Source organism: Streptococcus sp. LPB0220, assembly GCF_008727815.1.
Classification (GTDB): domain Bacteria; phylum Bacillota; class Bacilli; order Lactobacillales; family Streptococcaceae; genus Streptococcus.
Genome location: NZ_CP044230.1, coordinates 634,884 through 657,793, shown reverse-complemented (window position 1 = coordinate 657,793; position 22,910 = coordinate 634,884). Strand labels below are relative to the sequence as shown.

20 protein-coding genes are annotated in these 22,910 nt (G+C 43.1%); 2 read left to right on the top strand and 18 right to left on the bottom strand.

Features of this window, described 5'->3' with window-relative positions:
* Positions 1-4: 4 nt before the first annotated feature.
* The 10 genes from LPB220_RS03505 to LPB220_RS03460 all read right to left on the bottom strand — a co-directional run bounded on the left by LPB220_RS03505 (position 5) and on the right by LPB220_RS03460 (position 9,946).
* A complete protein-coding gene (locus LPB220_RS03505) occupies positions 5-298 on the bottom strand; it encodes a helix-turn-helix domain-containing protein (protein WP_021144391.1) in 294 nt (97 codons plus the stop codon).
* A complete protein-coding gene (locus LPB220_RS03500) occupies positions 288-653 on the bottom strand; it encodes a type II toxin-antitoxin system RelE/ParE family toxin (protein WP_049507635.1) in 366 nt (121 codons plus the stop codon). Before LPB220_RS03500 ends, LPB220_RS03505 begins: the two co-directional genes overlap by 11 nt.
* 165 nt (positions 654-818) lie before the next feature.
* A complete protein-coding gene (locus LPB220_RS03495; protein WP_150905551.1) occupies positions 819-2,045 on the bottom strand; it encodes a restriction endonuclease subunit S in 1,227 nt (408 codons plus the stop codon).
* Positions 2,042-2,752 (bottom strand): hypothetical protein, encoded by a 711-nt coding sequence (locus LPB220_RS03490; protein WP_150905549.1) that lies wholly within the window; start codon positions 2,750-2,752, stop codon positions 2,042-2,044. Before LPB220_RS03490 ends, LPB220_RS03495 begins: the two co-directional genes overlap by 4 nt.
* A gap of 3 nt (positions 2,753-2,755) precedes the next feature.
* Positions 2,756-4,600 (bottom strand): ATP-binding protein, encoded by a 1,845-nt coding sequence (locus LPB220_RS03485; RefSeq protein WP_150905548.1) that lies wholly within the window; start codon positions 4,598-4,600, stop codon positions 2,756-2,758.
* Positions 4,597-5,667: an SIR2 family protein gene (locus LPB220_RS03480; protein WP_412180394.1), complete on the bottom strand. Its 1,071-nt coding sequence runs from the start codon at positions 5,665-5,667 to the stop codon at positions 4,597-4,599. The genes LPB220_RS03485 and LPB220_RS03480 overlap by 4 nt, the downstream gene beginning before the upstream one ends.
* A 19-nt stretch (positions 5,668-5,686) precedes the next feature.
* Positions 5,687-8,680, bottom strand: a complete 2,994-nt coding sequence (locus tag LPB220_RS03475) for a type I restriction endonuclease subunit R (RefSeq protein WP_150905544.1) — start codon at positions 8,678-8,680, stop codon at positions 5,687-5,689.
* A gap of 126 nt (positions 8,681-8,806) precedes the next feature.
* The gene (locus LPB220_RS03470) at positions 8,807-9,172 is read right to left on the bottom strand and encodes a TIGR02328 family protein (protein ID WP_150905542.1); all 366 of its coding nucleotides are present in this window, start codon (positions 9,170-9,172) and stop codon (positions 8,807-8,809) included.
* The gene (locus tag LPB220_RS03465; protein ID WP_129269549.1) at positions 9,173-9,550 is read right to left on the bottom strand and encodes a YbgA family protein; all 378 of its coding nucleotides are present in this window, start codon (positions 9,548-9,550) and stop codon (positions 9,173-9,175) included.
* A gap of 138 nt (positions 9,551-9,688) precedes the next feature.
* Complete coding sequence (locus LPB220_RS03460) at positions 9,689-9,946, bottom strand: SemiSWEET family transporter (protein WP_003006102.1); 258 nt, start codon at positions 9,944-9,946, stop codon at positions 9,689-9,691.
* A 288-nt stretch (positions 9,947-10,234) separates the two neighbouring features.
* On the opposite strand from LPB220_RS03460, the gene LPB220_RS03455 reads away from it, so the two are divergent.
* On the top strand, positions 10,235-10,498 hold the full coding sequence (locus LPB220_RS03455) for a SemiSWEET family transporter (protein ID WP_003012241.1): 264 nt from the start codon (positions 10,235-10,237) through the stop codon (positions 10,496-10,498).
* A gap of 368 nt (positions 10,499-10,866) precedes the next feature.
* Here the strand turns inward: LPB220_RS03455 and LPB220_RS03450 are convergent, their stop codons facing one another.
* The 5 genes from LPB220_RS03450 to LPB220_RS03435 all read right to left on the bottom strand — a co-directional run bounded on the left by LPB220_RS03450 (position 10,867) and on the right by LPB220_RS03435 (position 15,516).
* Positions 10,867-12,852, bottom strand: coding sequence for an FtsX-like permease family protein (locus LPB220_RS03450; protein WP_150905540.1), 1,986 nt, complete (start codon positions 12,850-12,852; stop codon positions 10,867-10,869).
* Positions 12,853-13,611 (bottom strand): ABC transporter ATP-binding protein, encoded by a 759-nt coding sequence (locus LPB220_RS03445; RefSeq protein WP_150905538.1) that lies wholly within the window; start codon positions 13,609-13,611, stop codon positions 12,853-12,855.
* Between the two features lie 15 nt (positions 13,612-13,626).
* A complete protein-coding gene (locus tag LPB220_RS10925; protein WP_263641296.1) occupies positions 13,627-13,755 on the bottom strand; it encodes a hypothetical protein in 129 nt (42 codons plus the stop codon).
* A 116-nt stretch (positions 13,756-13,871) separates the two neighbouring features.
* Positions 13,872-14,846, bottom strand: a complete 975-nt coding sequence (locus LPB220_RS03440) for a sensor histidine kinase (RefSeq protein WP_150905536.1) — start codon at positions 14,844-14,846, stop codon at positions 13,872-13,874.
* Positions 14,839-15,516, bottom strand: coding sequence for a response regulator transcription factor (locus LPB220_RS03435; protein ID WP_150905534.1), 678 nt, complete (start codon positions 15,514-15,516; stop codon positions 14,839-14,841). The genes LPB220_RS03440 and LPB220_RS03435 overlap by 8 nt, the downstream gene beginning before the upstream one ends.
* 168 nt (positions 15,517-15,684) lie before the next feature.
* On the opposite strand from LPB220_RS03435, the gene LPB220_RS03430 reads away from it, so the two are divergent.
* The gene (locus LPB220_RS03430) at positions 15,685-16,869 is read left to right on the top strand and encodes a DUF2974 domain-containing protein (RefSeq protein ID WP_150905532.1); all 1,185 of its coding nucleotides are present in this window, start codon (positions 15,685-15,687) and stop codon (positions 16,867-16,869) included.
* A gap of 239 nt (positions 16,870-17,108) precedes the next feature.
* Here the strand turns inward: LPB220_RS03430 and LPB220_RS03420 are convergent, their stop codons facing one another.
* The 3 genes from LPB220_RS03420 to LPB220_RS03405 all read right to left on the bottom strand — a co-directional run bounded on the left by LPB220_RS03420 (position 17,109) and on the right by LPB220_RS03405 (position 22,899).
* The gene (locus LPB220_RS03420) at positions 17,109-20,345 is read right to left on the bottom strand and encodes a pneumococcal-type histidine triad protein (protein WP_150905530.1); all 3,237 of its coding nucleotides are present in this window, start codon (positions 20,343-20,345) and stop codon (positions 17,109-17,111) included.
* Between the two features lie 7 nt (positions 20,346-20,352).
* A complete protein-coding gene (locus LPB220_RS03415; RefSeq protein ID WP_150905528.1) occupies positions 20,353-21,288 on the bottom strand; it encodes a metal ABC transporter solute-binding protein, Zn/Mn family in 936 nt (311 codons plus the stop codon).
* Positions 21,289-21,636: 348 nt separating this feature from the next.
* Positions 21,637-22,899, bottom strand: coding sequence for a DUF6287 domain-containing protein (locus LPB220_RS03405; protein WP_150905526.1), 1,263 nt, complete (start codon positions 22,897-22,899; stop codon positions 21,637-21,639).
* Positions 22,900-22,910: the final 11 nt, after the last annotated feature.

The following is a 22,910-nucleotide window of genomic DNA, read 5'->3' as shown; positions in this document are numbered from 1 at the left end:
TCTTTTAGACCTTTTCTTGTTCCAGTGGGACGACGGCGAGGGTCTTGCCCAGACTAGCTAAGACTTTCAAGACCGTGTCCAATTGTGGACTGGTCTTGCCTGTCTCCATCCGAGCGATGACCGGTTGACTGACCCCACTGAGTTCTTCTAGTTTCTTTTGGCTAATGCCTTTTTCATGCCGAGCCTCGATCAGCTCTGTCATAATCGCGACCCGCAGATCACTTTCCAGGATTTCTTCCTTGGTGAAGAGCTCTGCTCTCACATCTTTCCAATTGCTGCCGATGGCACTATTCTTCATCTCTTAGCCCTCTTTCCTTCAAATCTTGCAACTCCCGCTTGGCTTTCTCGATCTCTCGTCTAGGTGTCTTTTGCGTCTTTTTGACAAAATGATGCAGTAAGACAAAGCTCCCATCCAGCCAAGCCACGAATAAAATCCGATCCCGCAAGGGTCTCAACTCCCAGATCTCCGCATCTAGATGCTTGATGTAGGGTTGGCCAGCACGTGTTCCCTGCTGGCTCAAAAGTTCGATGTAGTCGTTGAGCTTGTTGAGTTTGATCCGGCTGTCCTTATTATCGCGACGAGCTAGCTCCCTCATGTAGTCCAGGACCGGTTGATTCCCCTGTTTGTCCTTATAAAAATAAATAGCGTGCACAAAGCAACCTCTTTTCGAATTTATTATAACTCTAAAGTTATTAAAAGTAAATACTTTTAAGTTATTAAATATTAAGGAGCGCCCTTTGAAAAGATCAAAAGGGCTCACTTATACTATTCGAAAAATGATGGGCACATGGATGCAGATAAGGATCATTTTTGAAGTTTAGATAAACATATCTTGTAAGAGTTTCTTTTTGAGAGTTTCTAGCTGTGAAATTTTTTCTTGGTGTGCAGCGATGAGGTTATCGAGGTTAGAGAAATAGGCTCCGATGTCTTGTTGTTCAGCAACTTTTTGTGGAATTGCAAAAATAGTAGATGAAACCGACTTCCAATCAGATCGTGGCATTTTTGTACCAGATGTATCATTAGCAACCTTTTGATAGCGATTTGATTGAACTAAATAATAAATGAAATTTGAATCATTTCCATTTGGATCAAATACCCAAAAATCTCCTAAAGCTACTCCCTCAAATTTCGGCAAAAGCCAATTATTCAAATACGGACGTAATTTCCCATATAATGTGTATCCAGGTTTAAAGTGTATACCTTTACGATTATCAAATTTATTACTGATATCTTTATTCAGTCGACCTTGGCCAGAAATAATATCTTCAAACTCAACCTTTGGCAATGAATCAGAGTCAGAACTTTGAGTAACTCTTTTTACAAGTTTACTAAATTCCTTTTCTTCCCACTCACCTTCAAATCCATCCAAACGAATCTCAGGAACAGACTGTCCAGCTTTGGGAAACATTTTAGAGAGCATGGTTGCCTTGAGAGATTGGTAGTTAGCGAGATTGTCCTTGTAGCTAGCCAGAAGGTCATCGAGAGTGCGGAAAAGGGAGCCGATGGCGAATTGTTCATCTAGAGATGGAACAATAACATCCCATTCTTTCACCTCAGACATCGGTACCAAATTTACCATTGCTGATGCTGGGTTAGCTTTTGTCAGCTTGTTTTGCATTTCTGGTGATCTCATCCATTGTAAAAAGAATTCCTTATCAGTGTTTTTATTAACTCTTAATCTGATTAGAGCTTGATTAAACACACCTTTCTCAATTCCCTCAGGTACTAGTGAAATTTTTCCAATAGTACCAGCACCACTCATAATAAAGTCACCAGGTAACAATATAAATTTCTTTAGTTCATGATACTTTTCTTCTGAGATTCTATATCTAGTATTAAAGTGATCATAAATCGCATTTTGCTGTTCATAGACTACATACTCGCTATTTTGAACAAATAATTCTTTTTTTAAAGCACTACCAAATGGACCACGTCTAATTCCCTCCGTTGGATCTAATAATTCTTTGAATTTTTTTGATTTCCATGACGAATCTTCATTGAATCTTGAAAAAATAATACTCGGAACATTTATTTGTTTTTTCATTCTAACCTCGTTATCTTACCTTCTGTATAATCAATTGATATTTCTGGAGAAACATTTGGAATAAAAACATTAATAGACAGTTCTCCATCAGTAGAAATAGCTTGAATTTGAATACCAATAGGTATTTTATCAGTTGGCATTCTATAAATTAATTCTGATTTATACAAAATATTCGTTCCATTTCTTAAAGTATCTTCAAGTTTACTTTCAAAATAGAACTGGCTTTTAGTATTAAGACCTTGAGAATTCATGTTACTCCATGCCGTCTGGACAAATAAGATTCTTTTATTTTTATTTTTTATTCCTTTAACAAGTTCGTTAGATAATGAATGACCAATTATATGTCCTCTATGGAAATATTTTTTAACAGATAAATCTGAAGTAATACATTCCCAATTAATAGGGTCCTTTAATTTCTTTCTCTTCTTACTTCCTAAAGTATCTAAACTTTTTCTAGTTAGAAATGCTTCACAAATATAAGGACGTTCATTGAAATCTGTTGGTAATTCAAGCAACTCATGTTTTTTATTTTCAAATCCACTACAATTAATCAATGGAATTCCATACTCAGATGATTCACGATTAATTATAAAATAGTTTTCTTCAGAGATTTCATCAGCATATTCAACTGATTTACAATTTAACAAACTTTTCAATTCAGTTTCATCTGATACCCCTAGTAATCTGAATATTTCTTCTTTTTCCATAGTTTAGCTCCACAATTCTGTCAAAATAACATCATCACTATTCGGTCTAATTATTTTTTCTTTCTCTACCTTTACAAATACTGGAACTTGAATAGCATTACCAGTAATTATAACTTCTCCTTTACCTAAACTAGGAATTTTATTAAATGAAGTTTTATCTAACGTAGGCATAGTATTTACCAACATTCGTAAATCATTATCATTAACCAATCTGTGGATGAAATAATTATGTACTTGCGAAAGAATAGTAGGTGAAATATCTGCTGGTCGTTGACTAGATAAAGTTAAGTAGAAACCAAATTTTCGTCCTTCCTTAATTATTTCTTCAAAAACATTCAATCTGTAGTCTTGCCAAGTATCTCCTAAAGAATGATTTTGGGCGTTCAAAATATTATGAGCTTCATCAATAATTAAATGACTAGTGCATGTAACATCGTTTCCAGCTATCTTCGTTTTCTGTTGATCATAGATCATCTTAGATATAAGCATAGGAATCAATCTAGTAATCTCTTGATTAGCATGTACGAGGTTAATGATATTTAGACTAGAAAAATCATCTTCTATACTCTCTTTAACTTCAACAACTTTTTTCAAACTGTTTAAGGCTGTATCAATCCTGTGAAACAAAGGATTAATATGTTCAATGTTTGTTGACTTCCAAGCTGATTGGTGTACTTTCTGAAAATCAAAATGAAATTTTAATTTCTCAAAATCTGATAATTGGTTAAATTTCTCTTTTAAAGCTTCCTCTATTTCATCAATTTTAAGATACTTTAATTCATAATCAGGAATTGGCGTATTAGGATTAATAATATATTTATTGACACCATTAACTACTGTATAATAAGATTCTCTATTGTAGTTATAATACAAATTACTTTTTAAGACATTAAATAAATCATTATCAATGTACTTCTCTGAAATAGATATCCAATTATCTTTAGAATCTAGACTTGCAGAATTCCCAGTAGTTAAAATCCTTTTCAAGGTTCCTACTACAAAACGTGCAATACTCTCACCATTAAACTGTCTTTCATTCCAAATTTTAAGAGATTTTCTTAAAAAAGGAACTTGTGTGGCCGAAGTTGCTCCGAATAGAATTGACAAAATATCTGGATCAAATAAATATTCTGAGGTTATCGGGAGTTTGGTTGTTGTTTGATTTTTAGTATTAATTTCAAATACTCTTTTTTGATTGGTTACACCAAAGCTATTATCTTTTGTATATTCACCATTAAAATCAATAACATAGAATTTTGAATGCTCTAAAATTTTTTCTCGATAGTCTGACCGAAATAATTCTAAAAATAATTTATGTAATGTATTAGACTTACCACTACCAGTATTTCCAAAAACACCAATATGAGAAGCAAAAATTTTATTAATTGATAATGGAACAACTTGACCTTCTAAGATTGTTTTCCCTATAGAAATTGTTGGCTCAAATTCATTAATCCCATATATTAATTCTAAGTCTTGCTTTGAAGTAATACAAACCTCATTACCAATCATAGGTACATATTGACTTGTTACTTTGAATTCACCATTTTCAATAACACCTTTTGTTTTTAAATGAACAATTCGATTTATTGAATTCTTTGAAAAACGATTATCAAATTCTGTACTTCTAATTGTATTTTGTTGATCAGCAACTTTTTCAGTAACAACAGAAGCAATAATTTTTACATTATTTTGTAAAATTGTCAAATATGCTCCGATTTTTGCTCCTTGTAACACATCACCATACCATAAATACTCCGCATCATTAGATAGTTGATACATTCCAACTTGAGAAATATCACCGTCAACCCCTACGATTACACCTAATTTTTTCACATCACGATTCATTTTACTTCTTCATCCTCGATGATAAATAACTCTGTCAAACTACTAATGTCAAAATTTCCACTTATATTCAAAATGTTCTTATTTTCAGATTCTAAAGCAGATGGTATCACTATCTGAAGATTCCTAGGAATATTATCAAGAGATAAATTCTTCTTAATAACCTCATAATCGCTATCTGAATAACAAAATATATAAGTCATTAATTCTGGATTCTTTAAGGACCTTCTTACCATCTTTGCAATATGATCATCTTGAAACGAGAATCCTACAACAATTAATACTGATTGAGGTTTATCTAACTCTAGTTGAAATACTCTTAACATATCATGAAAATGATTGTTAAGATATGTTTCCTGTCCTTCAAGTCCAGTAGGCCTAACAACTACTGGTTGATCGACAGTATACGGTCTTATTAAAATCTGATTATTTTCTCCTTTTTCCCAATTCATAGACCCGTGAGGCTTAATTAAAGAAATTGAAGGAAGCTCATTTAAATAATTTTCATTTAATCCTCTATACGCCACACTTTTATTATAATTAGAACTATCTAACACTTTATAGAAATAACCATTGGAACCATCATTAAATATGAAGTTATCGTTTTTCATTAATAAATCCAAGGCTCTTTCAATAAATAAATCATAATTTGTGGTAAAAATATTAACACTCTTCGAAACCGTTCGGGAATTTGAAATGTAAAGCAATGTAATTACTTTTTCTAAGAACCTTACATATCGTTCTAATACAAAATCAATACTAATTTCAAAAGCAGTATAATTCTTTAGTTTAATAAAATATTTCGCAGAATACAAAATCTGTTTATCCATTTTTTCAACAAAATACTTGATTCTATCATTATGATTAAAAGGTAAAAAAGAACTAACATCCAATATATGTTTTTCTAAATTTTTATTCGCTATATCTTTAGAGACACTTATACCATTCTCATCTTTAGTAAAGTAGCTCATTAAAGGAATTGCTGGATATGATACTCCAGAACCAATTAAAATATTCAAATTTTTAGTAAGAACATTTCTTTTAAATTGTTCAACATTAAATTCCTGCACTATTCATCTCTCCTTTCTCCTACCTCCCCACTCTCAGCGGTTCAATCACCTCTTCTATCAGTTGGGTATAGGCTTCTTTGATTTGTTTTTTGTAGCTGAGTGGGTTGAGGGCATCTGCTACTTCTACCTTGTAGTCTTTGTAGCGTTGGCTCTTGGTTAGCTGGCTTTCGCCGGCTTGTTTTTTGGCACCTTTGCGGTAGTGTTGGATATAGTAGCGCAGTTCGTCGGCTCCGATATACCACTTTTTGGCGAAGCTTACGATATGGCTATCGATGATGGATTCGATCATCTGGTCCAAAACTCCGGTGATGGATTGTCCTCGGTAGCGTTCGGGTTCTTCTTGGACTTGGGTCCAGAGGTTTTGGATGATCTCCGCTAGGCTTGGATTAGTTCGGTTCAAGCTCTCGATATAGCTATCTACAGTTGCGATATCCTTGTCACTCAGGGTCTGCTCGTCATTCTCCTCCTGCTGGATCATACTCTGGATCAGCATGAGGATATAGGCATAGTTGATCTCATCGACTTGGACAGACTCCAGCTCATAATGGATATCTAGCTCGTCTTCGCTGTCCACTTCTGGATCCCTGCTCTTGATCTCCGCCAGGATATTTTGATAGAGGCCTAGATAGGCTTCGAGCTGGCTGTCGCTAAGGCCTGTTTCGCGGTAGATCTCTTCCTTATCATACTCTGAGTAGACGCGGATCGAGGCTTGGTACTTGTCAAAGACCTGATAGGCTTTGGCGACCTTACGGAGCTGCGCTGTTGGGGCCTGCTCGAGGACGACTCCCTCTTCTTCCAAGTCTGTGACTTGCCCTTTAAACTCTGCCCAGGCTTTTAGGAAGTTGCGCTTCTCTTCTTCCCAGCTTGGTGCTAAGACCTCATTTTCTCCTCCATTGGAGTAGAGCTTGAGGGCATTGTCGACGGCTTCCTTAAAGGCTTGAGGGCGCTGGAAGGTGATGATATGGCCGAAGTGCTTCTTGTCATCAAAGATCCGATTGGTCCGGCTGAAGGCCTGGATCAAGTCCTGTGGGCGCATGGGCTTGCGATCGATAAAAAGCGTAGAAAGACAAGGTGCATCAAAGCCTGTCAAGAGACGGTCGACCACGATGACCAGATCCAACTGCTCATTGCGGTAGAGGTACTTGTCCTGCTTTCTGGCTAGGCGATTGTTGACATCGCTATTAAAGCCCCGCAGATCCGCTAGGCTAAAATGCGTACTAAACTCTTGGTTGTAGTCCTCCATGACCCGCTTCATGTGGTCTTGGTAGCCGATGGACTCTTCCTCATTTTCAGATACTGAGTAGGTGATGGTAAATTTTGGAAAATCTGGTAAATGGCGTTTAACCCGCTTGGAAACTTTGACCCGTTCCTTGCCAGCGAGAATGCTCTTAAGCAGATTGTAATAGGCCTGTGCTAGTGGGATGGACTTGACCGTCAAGATAGCCTCATAGCTCTTTCCGACCCCTTTTGGGATATTGAGCTGTTGCCGGCTCTTATTGAGGATGGCATCTAGGACCTCTAGCATGTGCTCCTTGTCCTCATAGGCCTGGTCTGGAATTTCTTCTTCTAGCAGATCTGAGATGATGGTATTGCGGTAGTCTACCTTAAAGCCCAGAACCGCTCCATCATGGATGGCTTCCTTGACAGTGTATTCATGTAGGCGATCGCCATACTGTTGGTGGGTGGTCTGAGCCAGGTCTCCCACTTGTTTGCGTTTGTTTTCCTTAAAGATCGGAGTTCCTGTAAAGCCGTACCAGAGAGAGTTCTTGAAGTAGGCCTTGATCTCCTTTTGCGTCTGTGGCGTAACCGCCCGATGGCACTCATCCACGACAAAGGCCACGCGCAGGTCCTTTATCTTCCCAGCATCCCGCTGGTACTTCCCTTCTTCAAACTTGCGCATCATGGTGGTGATTTTCTGGATGGTCGTGACCACCACGCGCTTGTCATTGCCCCCTAGGCGCTTGACCAGCTCATGGGTATTGTCCGTCTCGTCGATGTCGATGACATCATTGGCCGCATAAGAGAGGAAGGACGAAGTCGTCTGCTGGTCCAGGTCTCTGCGGTCGACGACAAAGATGGTCTTTTGAATGGCTGGGATCTGCAAGAGATTGCGAGCTACCTTGTAAGAGGTCAGGGTCTTGCCTGATCCGGTCGTGTGCCAGATATAGCCCGACTCTTGACGACGAGAGGCTTCCTGCACAGCCTCGATGGCATGGATCTGGTAGGGACGCAGGAGGATGAGGGCCTTCTTACTGTCGTCGATGACCGAGTACTGCATGACCATCTGGTGGGCCCGGGGGATGGAGAGGACCTCATGAGCAAAGCTATTGAGATCGATCATGGGTTGGTTGTCCTTGTCCACCCACTTGGTCAGGAATTGCTTGTTTAGCTTGCTTTCACGGGCTGCAGCGATGTAGCGAGTGTCGATTTTATTGGTCACGACAAACATCTGCAAGCTGGAGTATATGCCCCGAAACTTGCCTTCACGGTCGTACTTTTTGATCTGATGAAAGGCATCTAGAAAGGCCACTCGGGGACTCTTGAGTTCGATATGGATGAGGGGCAGGCCATTGATCAGAAGGGTCGTATCGAGCCGTCGATCCTGGTCTAGCGGATAGGCCTTGTCGCGTTCGACTTGGTTAACCACTTCATAGCTCGACTTACCAGCTGCGATATTGTCTCGCCAGATGACCGCTAAACGGATGGTCCCTAGACTGGCATCTTCTCGCTGGACCTCTACTTTGGCGATTCCATTTTCACCAGCAAGCCACTTGGCCGCTTCATAATAGCTGACAAAGTTGAGCTGGTTCTTGATCTGGCGCTTTTCTTGGTCGGTCAAGGGATGGTCCGCCAGCACGGCGACATTATTTTGCGCGAGCTTGTCAAAGAAATTGTCCCATAACTGGTCTTCGTTCTTGAGATCCTCGCGATAAGTCCACTGACTCTCTCCTGATGTCAACTGCTGGATCAACTGTCTTTCAATCTCAAGTTCTGGAGTTGCTACTGCCTTCATCCGTCTATCCTTTTCCTGTGCATAATCTCCTATTATTATAGCATGTTTGGGAAAGAAATTAACGCTTTCAAAGCATTTTGTTGGGATTTGGCGCAAAAAAACGAACCTGGTCTGGTTCGTTTTTTCTTAGTCTAAATGGATCCCTTTTTCTGCTAGATTGTCCAGGCATTCTTGAAGGTAAGTATCCCTGTGCTCGGGATAGATGGGGGTGTTCAAGGCTTCCTCTTCCAGCTCTGGATAGGCTGGGCAGGTCTTGCCTCGGTAGGTCGGCTCCCACCACTCTGGGCTGACCTTGTAGCCACGAGCCGTCATCTCCTTCATGATCAGGCGGTGATAGGCATAGAGGCGATAGGGCGAGTAGTCAAAGACATAGTTGACCGTCGCGTGCTTCTTGCCCCAGCCATTGCCCCTTAGGGCGCAGCATTCCCGGTGTTGGCCCAGGAGCTGGGGACGAGGGAGTTTGGGAATCAAGTCTTGGTGCCACAGTCTCATCTATTGCCCTCCTAGTAGCGTCGAATCTTGCAAGTAGCGATTCGGGTAGCGCTCAAGGAGCGTCTGGATCCCCTTGATCAGATCCTCTTGGCTCGCTTGCCCATGCTGGTACTTCTCAAGTAGCAACATGAAGTCCGCCTTTTCCTCTGCAGTGGCCTGCTTTTTAAAATAGCCCCAGATATGCTGGAAGGCATTGGAGACCTGGCCACGATTTTCCGGTAAGGCCAGCGCTTGCTGGATCAGGTCCTCGACGTGGCTGACCTCCACCTGGTCTTGCTTGAGGTATTCTCGGATTTCCTTGTAGATATTACTGGAACGACTCAGCACCAGGTATTTATTTTTCGCCCATAGGACTTGACAGTGATGTTTTTGATCCACTCTTGTCTCCTTTTGATCTTCTCTATGAATAGTCCTCTCATTATACCATGGAAAGGATTCATTCCATCAAAAAAAGAGTGGGACAGAAATCAGTAATTCGTTAGAATTCGATTTCTGTCCCACTCTCTCTTACGTTGATTACAAGGCTGTGATGGCTGTGATCAAACCAAAGATGATCCCTGGTGCATTGGCTGCAGCAAGTGGAATATCGCGTTCTTTTTTGAAGAGTCCGTAGTAAACCCAAAGGCTACAGTTGATGGCTGCGACAAGGGGTTGAACAAAGTTCCCTTTGTGACCTGCGAGGTTATCCATGATTTGTGGGAAGTAAGACACATACATCATAACAGACATAAAGGTCGCAACCCAACCAAGAATTTTCATTTGTTTTTCATTCATTTTGAAACTACCATTTCCTTTTCTTTTTTTAAAGTATGCACTATTCTACCTTTTGTCCTTTACAAATTCAAGTCTTTTTTTCAAATGTTACCGAACTGTAAAGTGTCACAATCTTGTGATTTTGCAGGAAGATGGATTTCTTTTCGAGAGAGTCTTCTCTCTAGTTGCCATTTTTTTGACACATTGTCTAATTTTGTGCGAATGTAATCATTTTCATCTTGCATAGCATGCAAATTAATTGCATTTTCTTCCTACTTATGCTATTTTGATACACAGAGGTAAAATTTTATGAACAAACAAAAAATCAACCAAATCGTTGGCTCGATCGGTGCCTTTATTGGGATTATCGTTTTCATTGCCTACATCCCACAAATTATTGCTAATTTACAGGGAAATAAGGCCCAACCTTTCCAACCCTTGTCAGCTGCTATTTCTTGCTTGATCTGGGTCATTTATGGTTGGACAAAGGAACCTAAAAAAGACTGGATTTTGATCATTCCGAATTCGGCAGGTGTCATCCTAGGGGGATTGACTTTCCTTACATCACTTTAATAGAAAGTGAACAAAGACTGAACTCTACGGGTTCAGTCTTTTTTGTGTATCCCTTTGAAAAACAAAAACAATCGCAGTCGGTTTTCGTACAAAAAAGCCCGCTATGAGTAAGCTAAAAAAATTGACAATTCTTTTCTTTGAATAACCTATGCTGGATTATTGTGCAAAAATATCCAAATAATATCTGATTATTATTAGAGTATATTGAAACTTTCCGCTGTGAGAAAAGTGCCTGAAACAATTATGTTTCAGGCACTCGGAATTATTGAGACCTTAGGCTCAATAATTAGTCATGGAACTTCATAGAAGTTCCATGACGTCCGTACTCACCTAAGGAAAGTTTCTAATTTGATTCAAGCTTCTTTTTCTTATATCTGCACAATCTTACGATAGCTCCGAGAGGTGATCCAAAAGACGATCAGGTAGGTGATGAGAAAGACTGCGCAGACGCTGAGGGTCACGACGAGGACTTGGCCACTATTGATGACACCGAGGACTTTGAGAATGAGGCGGATCATATGGTAGGCAAAGGCCAGATGGATAAAGGCAAAGATGAGAGGGAGGAAAAAGACAGTCCGCACTTGACGGTTGATGGTCCGTTTGACCTCGTGTTCATCGAGCCCCACCTGTTGGAGGATGACGAAGCGGTCACGGTCTTCATAGCCTTCTGAGATTTGCTTGTAGTAGATGACGATGACCGTTCCGACCATAAAGATCAGTGACAAGAAAATTCCGATAAAGAAGATGCCACCAAAGAGGCTATTCAACTCTGCCACATCATTGGCTCGGTTACCTCCATAGATAAATGTTCCTTGGCCCTGTTGGCTGCTCAATTCATCGATCATCTTGTCATAGCTGGCTGCTAGCTTGAGTTGCTGGTCTTCATCGACATTGACATTGAAGCCACCGTAGATATTGGTATTGATGGCCAGATTTGGAAACTGAGCGACAAAGGCTGAGAGGTCAGGCACGATCAGGTAGTTGAAATCCTCCGTCAGCATATTAAACTGATTTGGCACGTGATCGGTGATAAAATCCTTGGTCACTTCTTCCTTGACTTGGAAGTCTTGCCCATTGATAGTGAACTGCTTTTGCCCCTTAAGAGCCTCGTTATGGGCAAAGAGGATGACTTGGTTGCCAGTCAGATCGACGTGTTCGCCTGTCATATGTTCATAACTAGCTACATCAAAAACCATAAAGACGGTTTTAGGAGTGACGCTGCGTTCATCAGCTGGATAGACGGTGAAGTCTGTGCCCTTTTGTGATTTAACCCCAAAGTTGGCATAGGTCATCAGGTCACGATTCTTGATCTCGAGATGATGCTCAGAGGCAAATTCATCAAATTTCTGATTGATCTGCTCCAGATCGACCCCTTTTCCTTGGACAGAGAAATCATGAGGCGCCATGATTTTCTTGATCGTTTCACCACCGATATAGATGTTGGTGGCTGCAGAGATGGTCACCAATACCATGGTCGAGAGGATGGCAATAGTCGCAAGCCCCACTGCATTCTTCTTCATGCGATAGATGAGGTTAGAGACCGAAATCATATTGTTGGGCTGGTAATAGTAGCTCTTCTTTTTCTTAAGCAGGTTCAAGAAGACGGTGATCCCTGCATTAAAGAGCAGGTAGGTCCCGATCATGACCAAAATAACCGCTAGAAAGAAGGTTACAACCGCAATGATGGGGTCTTTGACAGACAAAGCCAGGTAGTAGCCAAAACCAAGAGAGGCTATACCCAAGATGGTTTGGGGCCACAAGAAGCGGGCTTTCTTTTCACCACTAGTCTTCTCACGCGTTAACTGCAGAGCATTCAAACGAAGAATCCGCCAAACGTTGAGAAGGACCAAAAGGGCAAAGATGAGGCCAAAGGTGACAAAGACCAAAACCACAATCCCAGGTTGGAAGGTGGATACCAGCTGGACCTTCATCTTCATGAGTTTCAAGAGAAAGGCAAAGATCAGCTTGTCAAAGAGAGCTCCGATCAAGACACCGGCTGAGATGGTTAGAAAGCCAAAAATCAAGAGTTCTTTGAAAATCATGCTGATGAGATGGCGTTTTTCAAGGCCTAGCATGCTATAGATTCCCAGCTCCTTGGAGCGATTTTTCATGACAAAGCTATTGGCATAGAGCACAATGATGGCTCCAGCAGCATTGACCACGAAGAATCCCAAGCTGAGAGTGAACACTATAGAAGATCCTCCTCGAAGCTGAGAAATGTGGGGATTAAAGGTCAGGGAGTCAAAGAGGTAGGCGATGGTCACTGCGAGAATGACTGCAATCGCAAAGGGATAATAGAGCTTGCGGTTCTTGATGAGATTGGAGCAAGCTAATTTAGTGGTTAATCGAAACATCTACTCCACCTCACTTGCCATAACCGTCAGAGTATCTGAGATTTCTTGGAACATCTGACGCTCTGTTTTTTCCCCACGGAAGATCTGGTTGTAAAGGATCCCGTCCTTGATAAAGAGCACGCGCTTGGCCCGAGCTGCCGCTGCGGTTGAGTGGGTCACCATGAGGATGGTTTGGCCCATAGTATTGATATCTTCAAAGACATCTAGAAGAGCCGCCGAAGACTTGGAATCTAGCGCCCCTGTTGGCTCATCAGCAAGAAGGATTTCAGGTGAGGTGATGATGGCCCGTGCTACAGCCACCCGTTGTTTTTGCCCACCAGAGATTTCGTAAGGGTATTTTTCTAAGAGCTGGTGAATGCCCAATTCCCGGCTCACGCTATCCACCTTGCTCATCATTTCCTTGACCGGTTTGCGAGAGAGGACCAAAGGTAAGAGGATATTGTCCTTGACGGACAAGGTGTCGAGCAGGTTAAAGTCTTGAAAGACAAAGCCTAGTTTTTCCCGGCGGAAGCTGGATGCATCCTTGTTCTTGATGGTTGAAGTATCGGTGCCGTTGAGGTAGACCCGTCCTTCCGTCGGCTGGTCCAGCATGGCTAGGATATTGAGGAGGGTCGATTTCCCGGATCCTGATTCCCCCATGATGGCGACGTATTCTCCTTTTTCCACGGTGAAGTGAATATCCTTTAAGGCTTCGACTTGCGTCCCTTGAAAGCGGGTTTTGTAGATCTTTTTGATGTGTTGAACGTCTAACAATGACATACTTTTCTCCTTTTACTAGTGGATCAAGAAAAATTCTTGGGTTTGGTGCAGGACTTGGCGACCAAATTCCGCCTTTTCTAAATCGGTTTGGTCATACGGTTTATTAGTTTTTTTGAGTTCTTTCATCCATTTCAAGAGTTTCATTTTCTTGACCTCCTTCATTTGATGAGACTATTGTATAAAAAATAAAAGGCGGCTACCATAACCTAACCTTTCATTTTAGCGTTTATTTCTTACATTTTTGTAAGATGGAAAAAAAACTAATCCATGACCAACTTCTTCTCTTCAAAGCCAATAGCAACGGTTGTGCCTTGGCCAACCTCTGAGTGGAGGCTAATCTTGTGGCCCAATTGCTCTGCAATTTTCTTAGACAGATAGAGCCCCAGACCTGAGGATTGCTGGGTCATGTGGCCATTGTAACCGGAGAAGCCCCGCTCAAACACGCGGAGGACATCGCTATTTTTGATTCCAATCCCGCTGTCTTTTATATAGAGGGTCTGGTCTTTGAAATAGATCTCAATTCCACCTGTACTGGTATACTTGAGGCTATTGGACAAGAGTTGCTCGATGATGACCAAAAGCCACTTGCGATCGGTAATGACGGCGACATCCAAATCATGTAGGTTCACTGTCAAGTTCTTTTGGATAAAAAAGAGGGCGTATTTGCGGACCACTTCTTTGACCAAATCCTCTAGCGACACGCGCTTTAAGACCAGATCATCATGAAAACTCTCCAGTCGCAGGTACTGCAAAACCAGATTGGCATAGGAGTCAATCTTAAAGAGCTCCTGTTCCATCTGCTGCTTGACAATGGGCGTCTCGACATCTTGCACCAAGAGCTGACTAGCCGCAATGGGCGTCTTAATCTGGTGAACCCAGAGGGTATAGTAATCCATCAGGTCATTGAACTTGGCCTGGGCTGTCTTCCCTTCCTCCAAGCGCGCCTGCTGTTCTTCCGTGTATTTTTCATAAAGGAGGTGTTCCAGTGGTGAGGCAACCTCAACTTCCTCATATAGTGCGGCTTTGCGGTAGTCCCGAAAGGTCATGGCGAAATCCCAGATCAAGACACAGAAGGCAAAAAAGCTTAGCACTAGGGTCGCATAGAGGAAAACCGTCCCCGTCTCTGGAAAGAGATAGGCAAAGACCAAATCAATGATCAAAAAGATGACCAATAGATAGAGTAGGCGCCTGCGGGATACCACATACTGCCAGAAGATCGTTCCAAATTTATTCATGGGTCAACCCGTAACCGATGCCTTTCTTGGTTTCGATGAAGTTTGACAAGCCAGCCTCTTCTAGTTTCTTACGAAGGCGGGCTACATTGACAGACAAGGTATTGTCATCAATAAAGAAGTCGCTATTCCAGAGCTCCTTCATCATGTCATCGCGTGCTACGATACTGCCTGCATGCTCAAACAGGACGCGCAGGATCTGAAATTCATTCTTGGTCAGCTTGATGACTTCCCCTTCATACATCAAGTCCGTAGACTTGAGATTAAGGATAGCACCCCGGTGCTCCAGCAGATTTTGATCCGTGCCAAATTCGTAAGAGCGGCGCAAGAGCCCTTGGACCTTGGCAAGGAGCACATTTTGATCAAAAGGCTTGGTGACGAAGTCGTCTCCACCCATATTGATGGCCATGACAATATCCATGGCTTGATCCCGTGAAGAAAGAAACATGATCGGAACCTTTGAAACCTTGCGAATCTCCTGGCACCAGTGGTAACCATTGTAGAGTGGAAGGCCAATATCCATGAGGATCAAGTGGGGGTCGGTTTCGACAAAGATCCCAAGGACATCCATAAAATCCTCTACTGCGACCACTTCATAGCCCCATTGTTCCAATAATTGTTTGACCTGTTGGCGGATAATGTTATCATCTTCGACTAAGAGAATTTTATGCATGGCTTTCTTTCCTTCTTTTTTCTTCTTCCTATTATAACAGATTAAGAAGCAGAGAAAAAGACTGTTTCAGAGGGAAAGAAGATCTCATTCCTACTGTCTTGATGGAGGGCGCTTTTTCTCCATCCATTTTTGTGCTATACTGAAAGAAATAAGACACGGGAGGCACAGATGTCGACGATTTTTGATTACCTAAAAGAAGTGACCTACGATTCCATATACGACCGTCCTTTCAAGGAACTGGATGTCCTGTCACTGACAGAGCTGACCTATCTTCCTTTTGATCGGATCGTACCCCAAGGAGATACGACCAATATTGAAGTCCGCTTATCTGATGCAGCAGAGCTAGTCGATCGAACCACCGATTTCATCGTGACAGACCAACACCTGCAATTAGTCGATGACTTAGCTAGTTCAAAGCGTTTTAAAAACATCAAACTCCTTAACTATGTCAACGAATATGACCCCGATGTTCAGAAGCAGTTTGCGGCTATGACCTATCGTCTTACCATGGATGTTTATTTAGTTGTCTTCAGAGGGACGGATGACACCTTGATCGGCTGGAAGGAAGACTTCCACATGACCTATATGGACCATGTCCCAGCTCAGAGGCGCGCAGCCAGCTATCTACAAAACGTCATGAAGGAATTTCCTAAAGGGCGCTTCTTAGTAGCCGGTCACTCCAAAGGGGGCAATCTCGCAACCTATGCCTGCACTTACCTGCCGGATTCCTTATTTGAACGAGTCGATGCCATATACAGCTACGATGCTCCTGGCCTCAACAGGGCCATTATCGAGACCGAAGGCTACCAGCGGACGTCCCCAAATATTCTTCGCTTTGTCCCCCAAGGATCCATCGTCGGCATGATGCTAGAAGTCCCTGAGCCTGCTACGATTGTCAAAAGCCGAGCTTTTGGTGGCTTTGTCCAGCATGACGCTTTTACTTGGGAAATCAAGGACTACAGCTTTGTGACCGTTTCTGAAACCAGTCCCGATAGCCAGCAGACGGATCTCACCTTAAAACAATGGGTTCGCGAAACATCGGCAGACGAGCGCAAGAAGTTCTTTGATACCTTTTTTGGCATTTTTCTGGATGCCGGCATCACTTCCATCAATGACCTTACCGATCTCAAACAGCTAGCCAAGGCCAAGGAAATCCTTCAAAATGCCCAGGATTTGGATCCAACCGAGCGAGAAATGCTGGAACGTCTTGCTAAACAACTCATCGATACCCGAGTACAAGCTTGGAAAAAATGGCAGACGGTCCCCCGCATCCTGGTTCAAATGGCCGCATTTTTCAAGCGGAAAAAAGCAGTCGAGTCTTCCTCGCCACTGCTCCTCGAGCACAAGGAATGAGACTCAACAACTGAAAAAAGAGACAACTTCTTCTATTCACTAAAACGCAAAAAGAGGCTGGGACAAAAGTCCTAGCCTCTCAATTATTTTTGGATTGTCAAGCAAGACGCAGTGGTTGAGTGGGCTCTACTACGCTGATTTCATCAGCTTTTACAGCCCTACTCAACTGTGCGGAGGTGGGACGACGAAATCGAATTCTAACGAATTACCGATTTCTGTCCCACTCTCTTTTCTATTTTCTATTGGTTCTGAGGAGATGGAGTATCTGGCGTGCTTGCTTCTGTTACAGCTGCGCTTGCAGGCTCTGTTTCTATCTCAGTTGTGGCAGGCTTGCTTCCTTCTGAAGCTGCTGCTTCTTTTTCCACCGGAGTTTCTGTAGGGACAGGCGTTTCAGCTGTGGTAGCTGCTTTGCCCGCTTCGTTTGCAGATGGCGCAGCTGCCAATTCTGCCTGGAAGGCTTGGATGGCCTGTAGTAAGGCTGCTTTATCACTCTTTGGATTAGACAATTGGTCAAAGAGAGCTTCTAAGCGATCAAATACAGCATCACTAGCTCCCTTGTCCTGCAATTGTTGGTGTAGGGCCATCAATTGGTTATAGAGCTGTTGATAAAGAGCGACATCCCCAATTTGAGGCTCTTCCGTTTGCTTTTGTTTTTGCTTTTCAATGGTATCACTGATTTCGCGTAGAAGTGCTTCCCCACTTGTAATAGCCTTGTCTGGATCAGATTCTTTTCCAAGTTGAGCCAAGCTTGTTTCAAAGGCAGTTCGTTTGCCTTGATCTTCGACTTGTGGCAAGAGCGACTGGATTTGCTCTAAGAGGGCTGTCAAAATCTTGTTCTGTTGACGGGCTTCTGTTGCCTTATCCAACTCTCCATACAAGCCTTTGAGGAAATCATAAACCTCTACGTTGTAAGATGGGGCTTGACTTCCTTTTTGATCCAAAACTGTTTTTTCAATAGGATAGGTTTGGCCTTTTTCTTGGGAGAAGAGCTGGTCAATAGCTTGCTTGGTTTGGTAGAGCTCCATAAAGTGAGACTTGGAATCCCAAGCTTCTTCAAAGGCTTGAGCTCGGTAGAGCTTCAAGGCTAGATCTGCTGCCTTAGTGCGGAGTTCTGGTGTCAAGCGCGCATCGCTCAAGCTTTGGTAGAAATACTTGAGGTAATCGACCGATGTCACACCCGTCCGATCTTGCATCTCTTGAACAGCTTCTAATAGCTTTCCTTCCTGCTCTAGACGCTTGCTGTCCTTGGCAGCATAGGCTTCCTGCAGTTGAGAGACCAACTCTTCCTTCTTCAATTGGAAGGCCTCTGTATCTAGCAAGCGCACTTGTTCCAACAATTCTTGGTAACGACGATCCAAGGCTGTCTCTTCTTTTGGTTTGACCGCTTGGGTCGCATGAATGTACTGCTCATCAACCTGTTTGAGACTGGCTAGGTAGCCTTCCGTCGAGTTGCTTGGGAAACTCTTGACATTTTCCAAGAAGTGGCCCAAGATCAGCTCAATCCGTCTTTGCTGCAATGGATCAGAAGCATAGAGGCTGCGACTTTCTGCTAAGAGCTGGTTGACCTTGTCCTCTACTGCTTTTTTGTCCAAGTCTCCTTTTTTATAAGGAGATTGAATGGTTGGAAGACGGTGGGCTAAGTAGTCTGCTAGTCCTGCTGAACGCACCTTGATGTAGTGGTTGTGATCGCCATGCGGAATGACAAACTGACCATTTTCAATCTGGAGGCTATAAGGAGAAATCCCTGAACGAAGCGCTGTTGCATAGAGTTCATTGATAAAGTCTAGTTCAGGATTGCCAGTTTCAAGTGGGATGCGGACATGTTCCTTCCGAACGGCATAAGGATGGATGTGGGTCGGATCGTATTCTTGGTCTGGATTGTTAAAGACAAAGAAACCATTGGAAATCTTAATGGCCTCGCGAGGGACACCATAGGTCTTACTGATGTACTGGATCTTTTCCTCATCTGAGGCATCGCGAGAATAGGTCGCAACATCATCTGTCAGGGGCTGACCCTTGTCCTCTTCTTTCTTACCAGCTAGAGTTGCCTCTGCTGCTGCAATCTCTTGAGGAGATAGGTCCTTTTTATAGAAATAATGGGCATGGTTGCCATGAGCGACCATATATCCTTCCTCGTCCTTGCTGATGACCTTGTCTGCGTGGAAACCATGATCGTGCTCCTCTTCGTGCTCGTGACTGTCGCCATGCTCATGATCATGCTCATGTTCAACTGGTCTTGTGCTTGGATTTGAAGGCAAGCTTGGACTTTCTTCTGTTGAACTATCAGTTCCTTGAGCACGAAGCAGTTGGAATTGCCGCGCCAGCTCACGCTCTAAAGGAGATAGGGAGCTGTATGGGATAAAGTGGAAATGATCCCCATGAGGGTAGACAATCCCTTGATCGGTCCACTTGGTAATCTTACTTGGATCAAAGACAGAACCATCAGACTCCACATGACGAGAAGACAACGGGGCTTTCTGCAATTCTTCAATCAGATTGCTCAGGCTTGGACTCGGTTTAGAGTCAGCCGGTTTAGAAGTCGTTGGGGTTGTCTGTGTATTGCTTGGACTGACTGATGGCTGGTTGCTCGCTTGCTTCCCAAGGCTTGGAGAGGCTTGATATGAAGTTCCTTGTCCTTGTTCTGTACTTGCTTCAGCTAGGCGTGAGTTCCCAGCCTGATGGCCGGCTTGACCACCTAAGACGGAGAGGGCTGCTGCTAACTCTCCAGCAGATAAGGCACTCTTTGGAATATAATGGAAATGGCCGCCATGGGGCACAATAAAGCCGTCCCCTGTATCTGAAATGACATCTCCAGGGCTAAAGACATAACCATCGTCCGTACGGTAGCCACCACCTGTATGGTTTTTAGCCGTCAGCATCTCAAGAGTCTTACCTTCTTTCAGCGCTTGACTAGGTTGACGGAAGTCACGGGTCTTGCCTGCCTTATGCGAGGAGCTCGCTTGCACCGATCCCGTCTCTCCTTCTTCTTTGGTGCCTCCCTTTTGTTGTTGGGCGATCTCCTCGATCGAGCGCACATTAACCGTATGTTGGGCATCCTTTAAGTAGAGATAGTATTTCCCAGCGCGTTTGATGATATAGCCATCCTTGACCTTGCTCACGATATCTGCTTCTTTCAGCTGATAAGTTGGATCCCGCAAAATCAACTCTTCACTAAAGATGGCATCAAATGGAACCTTGCCGCTGTAGTAATGAAAATGATCCCCATGAGAAGTGACAAAGCCTTCATCTGTAATCTTGATGACAATCTGCTCTGCCTGGGTCTTTTCCTTGGCATTGACCGCTTCGATGCTGTCTTCCTTTTTACTTGAGGCAGTCGCTGACGATTTCTTGTCCGCTTGCAAATACTGAATCTGATTCTTTTTCTCTTCCTTGACTTGTGGTTGCTGACTGAGCGCATAGGCACAGAGTCCTAGCCCCAATGTCGCTACAATTCCAATCGTTCCCTTTTTCTTCATTCTTGATTTACTCCTCTAATTCCTTGGCTAAAGTCGCCATATTTTCTTCTAAATTTTCTAGTAGATCCTTATCATTTTGTGGATCAGCTTCCAGTGGATCCAAGACCTTGACACGCGCCCCTGTTGCCTTGGCGATACTATCTGCCACTTTTGATGACGTGTGCTTTTCCACAAAGATCGTTTTTACTTTGTAGTCTTTGACAAACTGCTGGATCTCGGCCAATTGCCGAGCGGTCGGTTCTTGCTCTGGGGAAATCCCTGCAATCCCTAACTGCTTGAGACCAAAGCGTTTGGCCAGATAAGAAAAGGCCGTATGCTGGGTCACAAAAGTCTTTTGCTTGGCCTTGTCAAAGAGAGGCTGGTAGCGGGCTACCAGTTCCTCACAGCGCTTTTCAAGCTTTTGAGCATTGGCCTGATAGCGCTCCTTGTTCTTTGGATCGATCTCTCCCAAGCGCTGGGAGATGATCTTTCCTTCCTCTGCGATTTTTACAGGATCCAACCAAGTATGCGGATCATACAAGTGCTTGGCTTCTTTTCCCTGACCAGCCTCGACATCCTCTAATCCAGCCACCTTATCAAGGGTCATTCCTTGGCTACCTTCGATCACTCGCAACTTGGAACCTTGAAGATTGGGATCTAAGCGACCGGCCCAAGATTCCAGGGTCTGAGAATGATAGACAAATACATCCGCATCATAGATCTGGGCCACTTCCTTGGTGGAGGGCTCATAATCATGGATCCCTGCACCTGATTGAACCATCCAGATGTCATTTTGATCGCCAGAGATTTCCTTGACCAGGGCATAGATAGGATAAAAACTCGTGACAATTTTGAGACCTTTTTTAGAAGGGGGCTTGCCTGCATTTCCTTGACTTCCACAAGCTGCAAGCAGAAAGAAACCGAGAAACAAGAGTCCCAGAACCTTCATTCTTCTCCTATTCATCCTTCACCTCTTTTTTATTTTTATTAACTAGTTTATTAATCAGTTAATTAACTAGTTAATAATACTGCTAATCATTTGCTTTGTCAAGCCTTTTTTACATTTTTTTCCTTTTAATGTTAGAGACTAACAATTGCCCAGACACCACGAGCCTTCCATGCAGTAAAAAAAAAGAGGCTGGGACAAAAGTCCTAGCCTCTCAATTGTTTTTTGGATTGTCGAGCAAGACGCAGTGGTTGAGTGGGCTCTACTACGCTGATTTCATCAGCTTTTACAGCCCTACTCAACTGTGCGGAGGTGGGACGACGAAATCGAATTCTAACGAATTACCGATTTCTGTCCCACTCTCTTTTATTGACGGTAGAAATATTGATCAGCTGGGTAGTTGCCTGCAGATTGAGTGACCACTAGACGTGGCTTGCTGGTATCAGACTGGTCTCCATCTGGATTTTGGAAACCGATTTTCAGCAGTCCAATCGCAGCACCAGTATCACCCATCTTCATCTCAACATAAGGGATCTTGCTCTTCTTATCCGAATCCGCAACAGCCTTGAGGCTGCCTTGACCCTTAACTTTTCCGTCTGCTTGGATGACGATTTCAGCTCCCTTGCCATTGCGCCAGGTTCCAGCTAAGCTTGAGAAATCGCCTCCGTTAATGGCCGCAATATCCAAGTCTTTCTCTTTTTTCGGTTGTGGGTAAGCTTTCCACCACTCTAGATGGTAATCACGGTAGGCCACATCCCCAAAGAGAATCCGACGTTCTTGGGAAGCTACTCCATCAGGACCTGTCACACCCGCTGTGATTAAGTACAAGGTTTGCTCTTGCCCTTGGATCGCAGTCGCATTGGCCCCAGTGAAATAAACTTCATAATAGCCTTTTCGCTTCTTGGGCTCTTTTTCTTTATTGAACAAGTAACTTGCCCGAGTGCCTCCACTCCAGAAAGTCCAGCCAGTCTCCCCATTTACAATACTTGGAAAGGCATTGGTCTTGTTTTGGTAATATTCTTCTGGAGTATAGCCATAAAGTTTAAAACCGGAATCTGCAATTTCCTTTTCATAGGTATCATTGGAATAAGCACCTTCAAACGGTGAGAGATTGCCATCAAGGACGACATCATTTGGATCTGTCGATTTGAAAAAATCCTCTCGATTGGCAAAGACCATCTCGTGGTCGGGATTTTTATCAGACATAGTGACCGTGATCAAAGGCTTCTTATCTGTTTTGTATTTGAAGACACGAACAGTGACTGTAAAGTCTGTATTGCCATCGGACTTTTTCATCTTGCCTGTCGAAACCATGTTAGACCCTTCGACCTTCCAATCCGTACTAAATTCAGCGGATACCTTGCCGTCAGCCGTTTGGTAATCAATCTTCCAGGCCTTGCCCTTTTTCTCGATTTTGGCTTCATCCCGTTCATTAGAGACATAGTCACCACTCAAGTCAATGGCTTTTTCCTTTGGCTTAGTGACCTTCTTGCTGGTCTGCTTAAATTCCTTTTGATGGTCTGGTTGGATGTTGGAACTAGAGTAGAGATAGACTCCTCCGATCAGAACAGCTGCTCCGACCAGCCCCAAAATCGGCCCCAGGTATTTTTTCTTCCACTTAAGATTCATTTTACTACCTC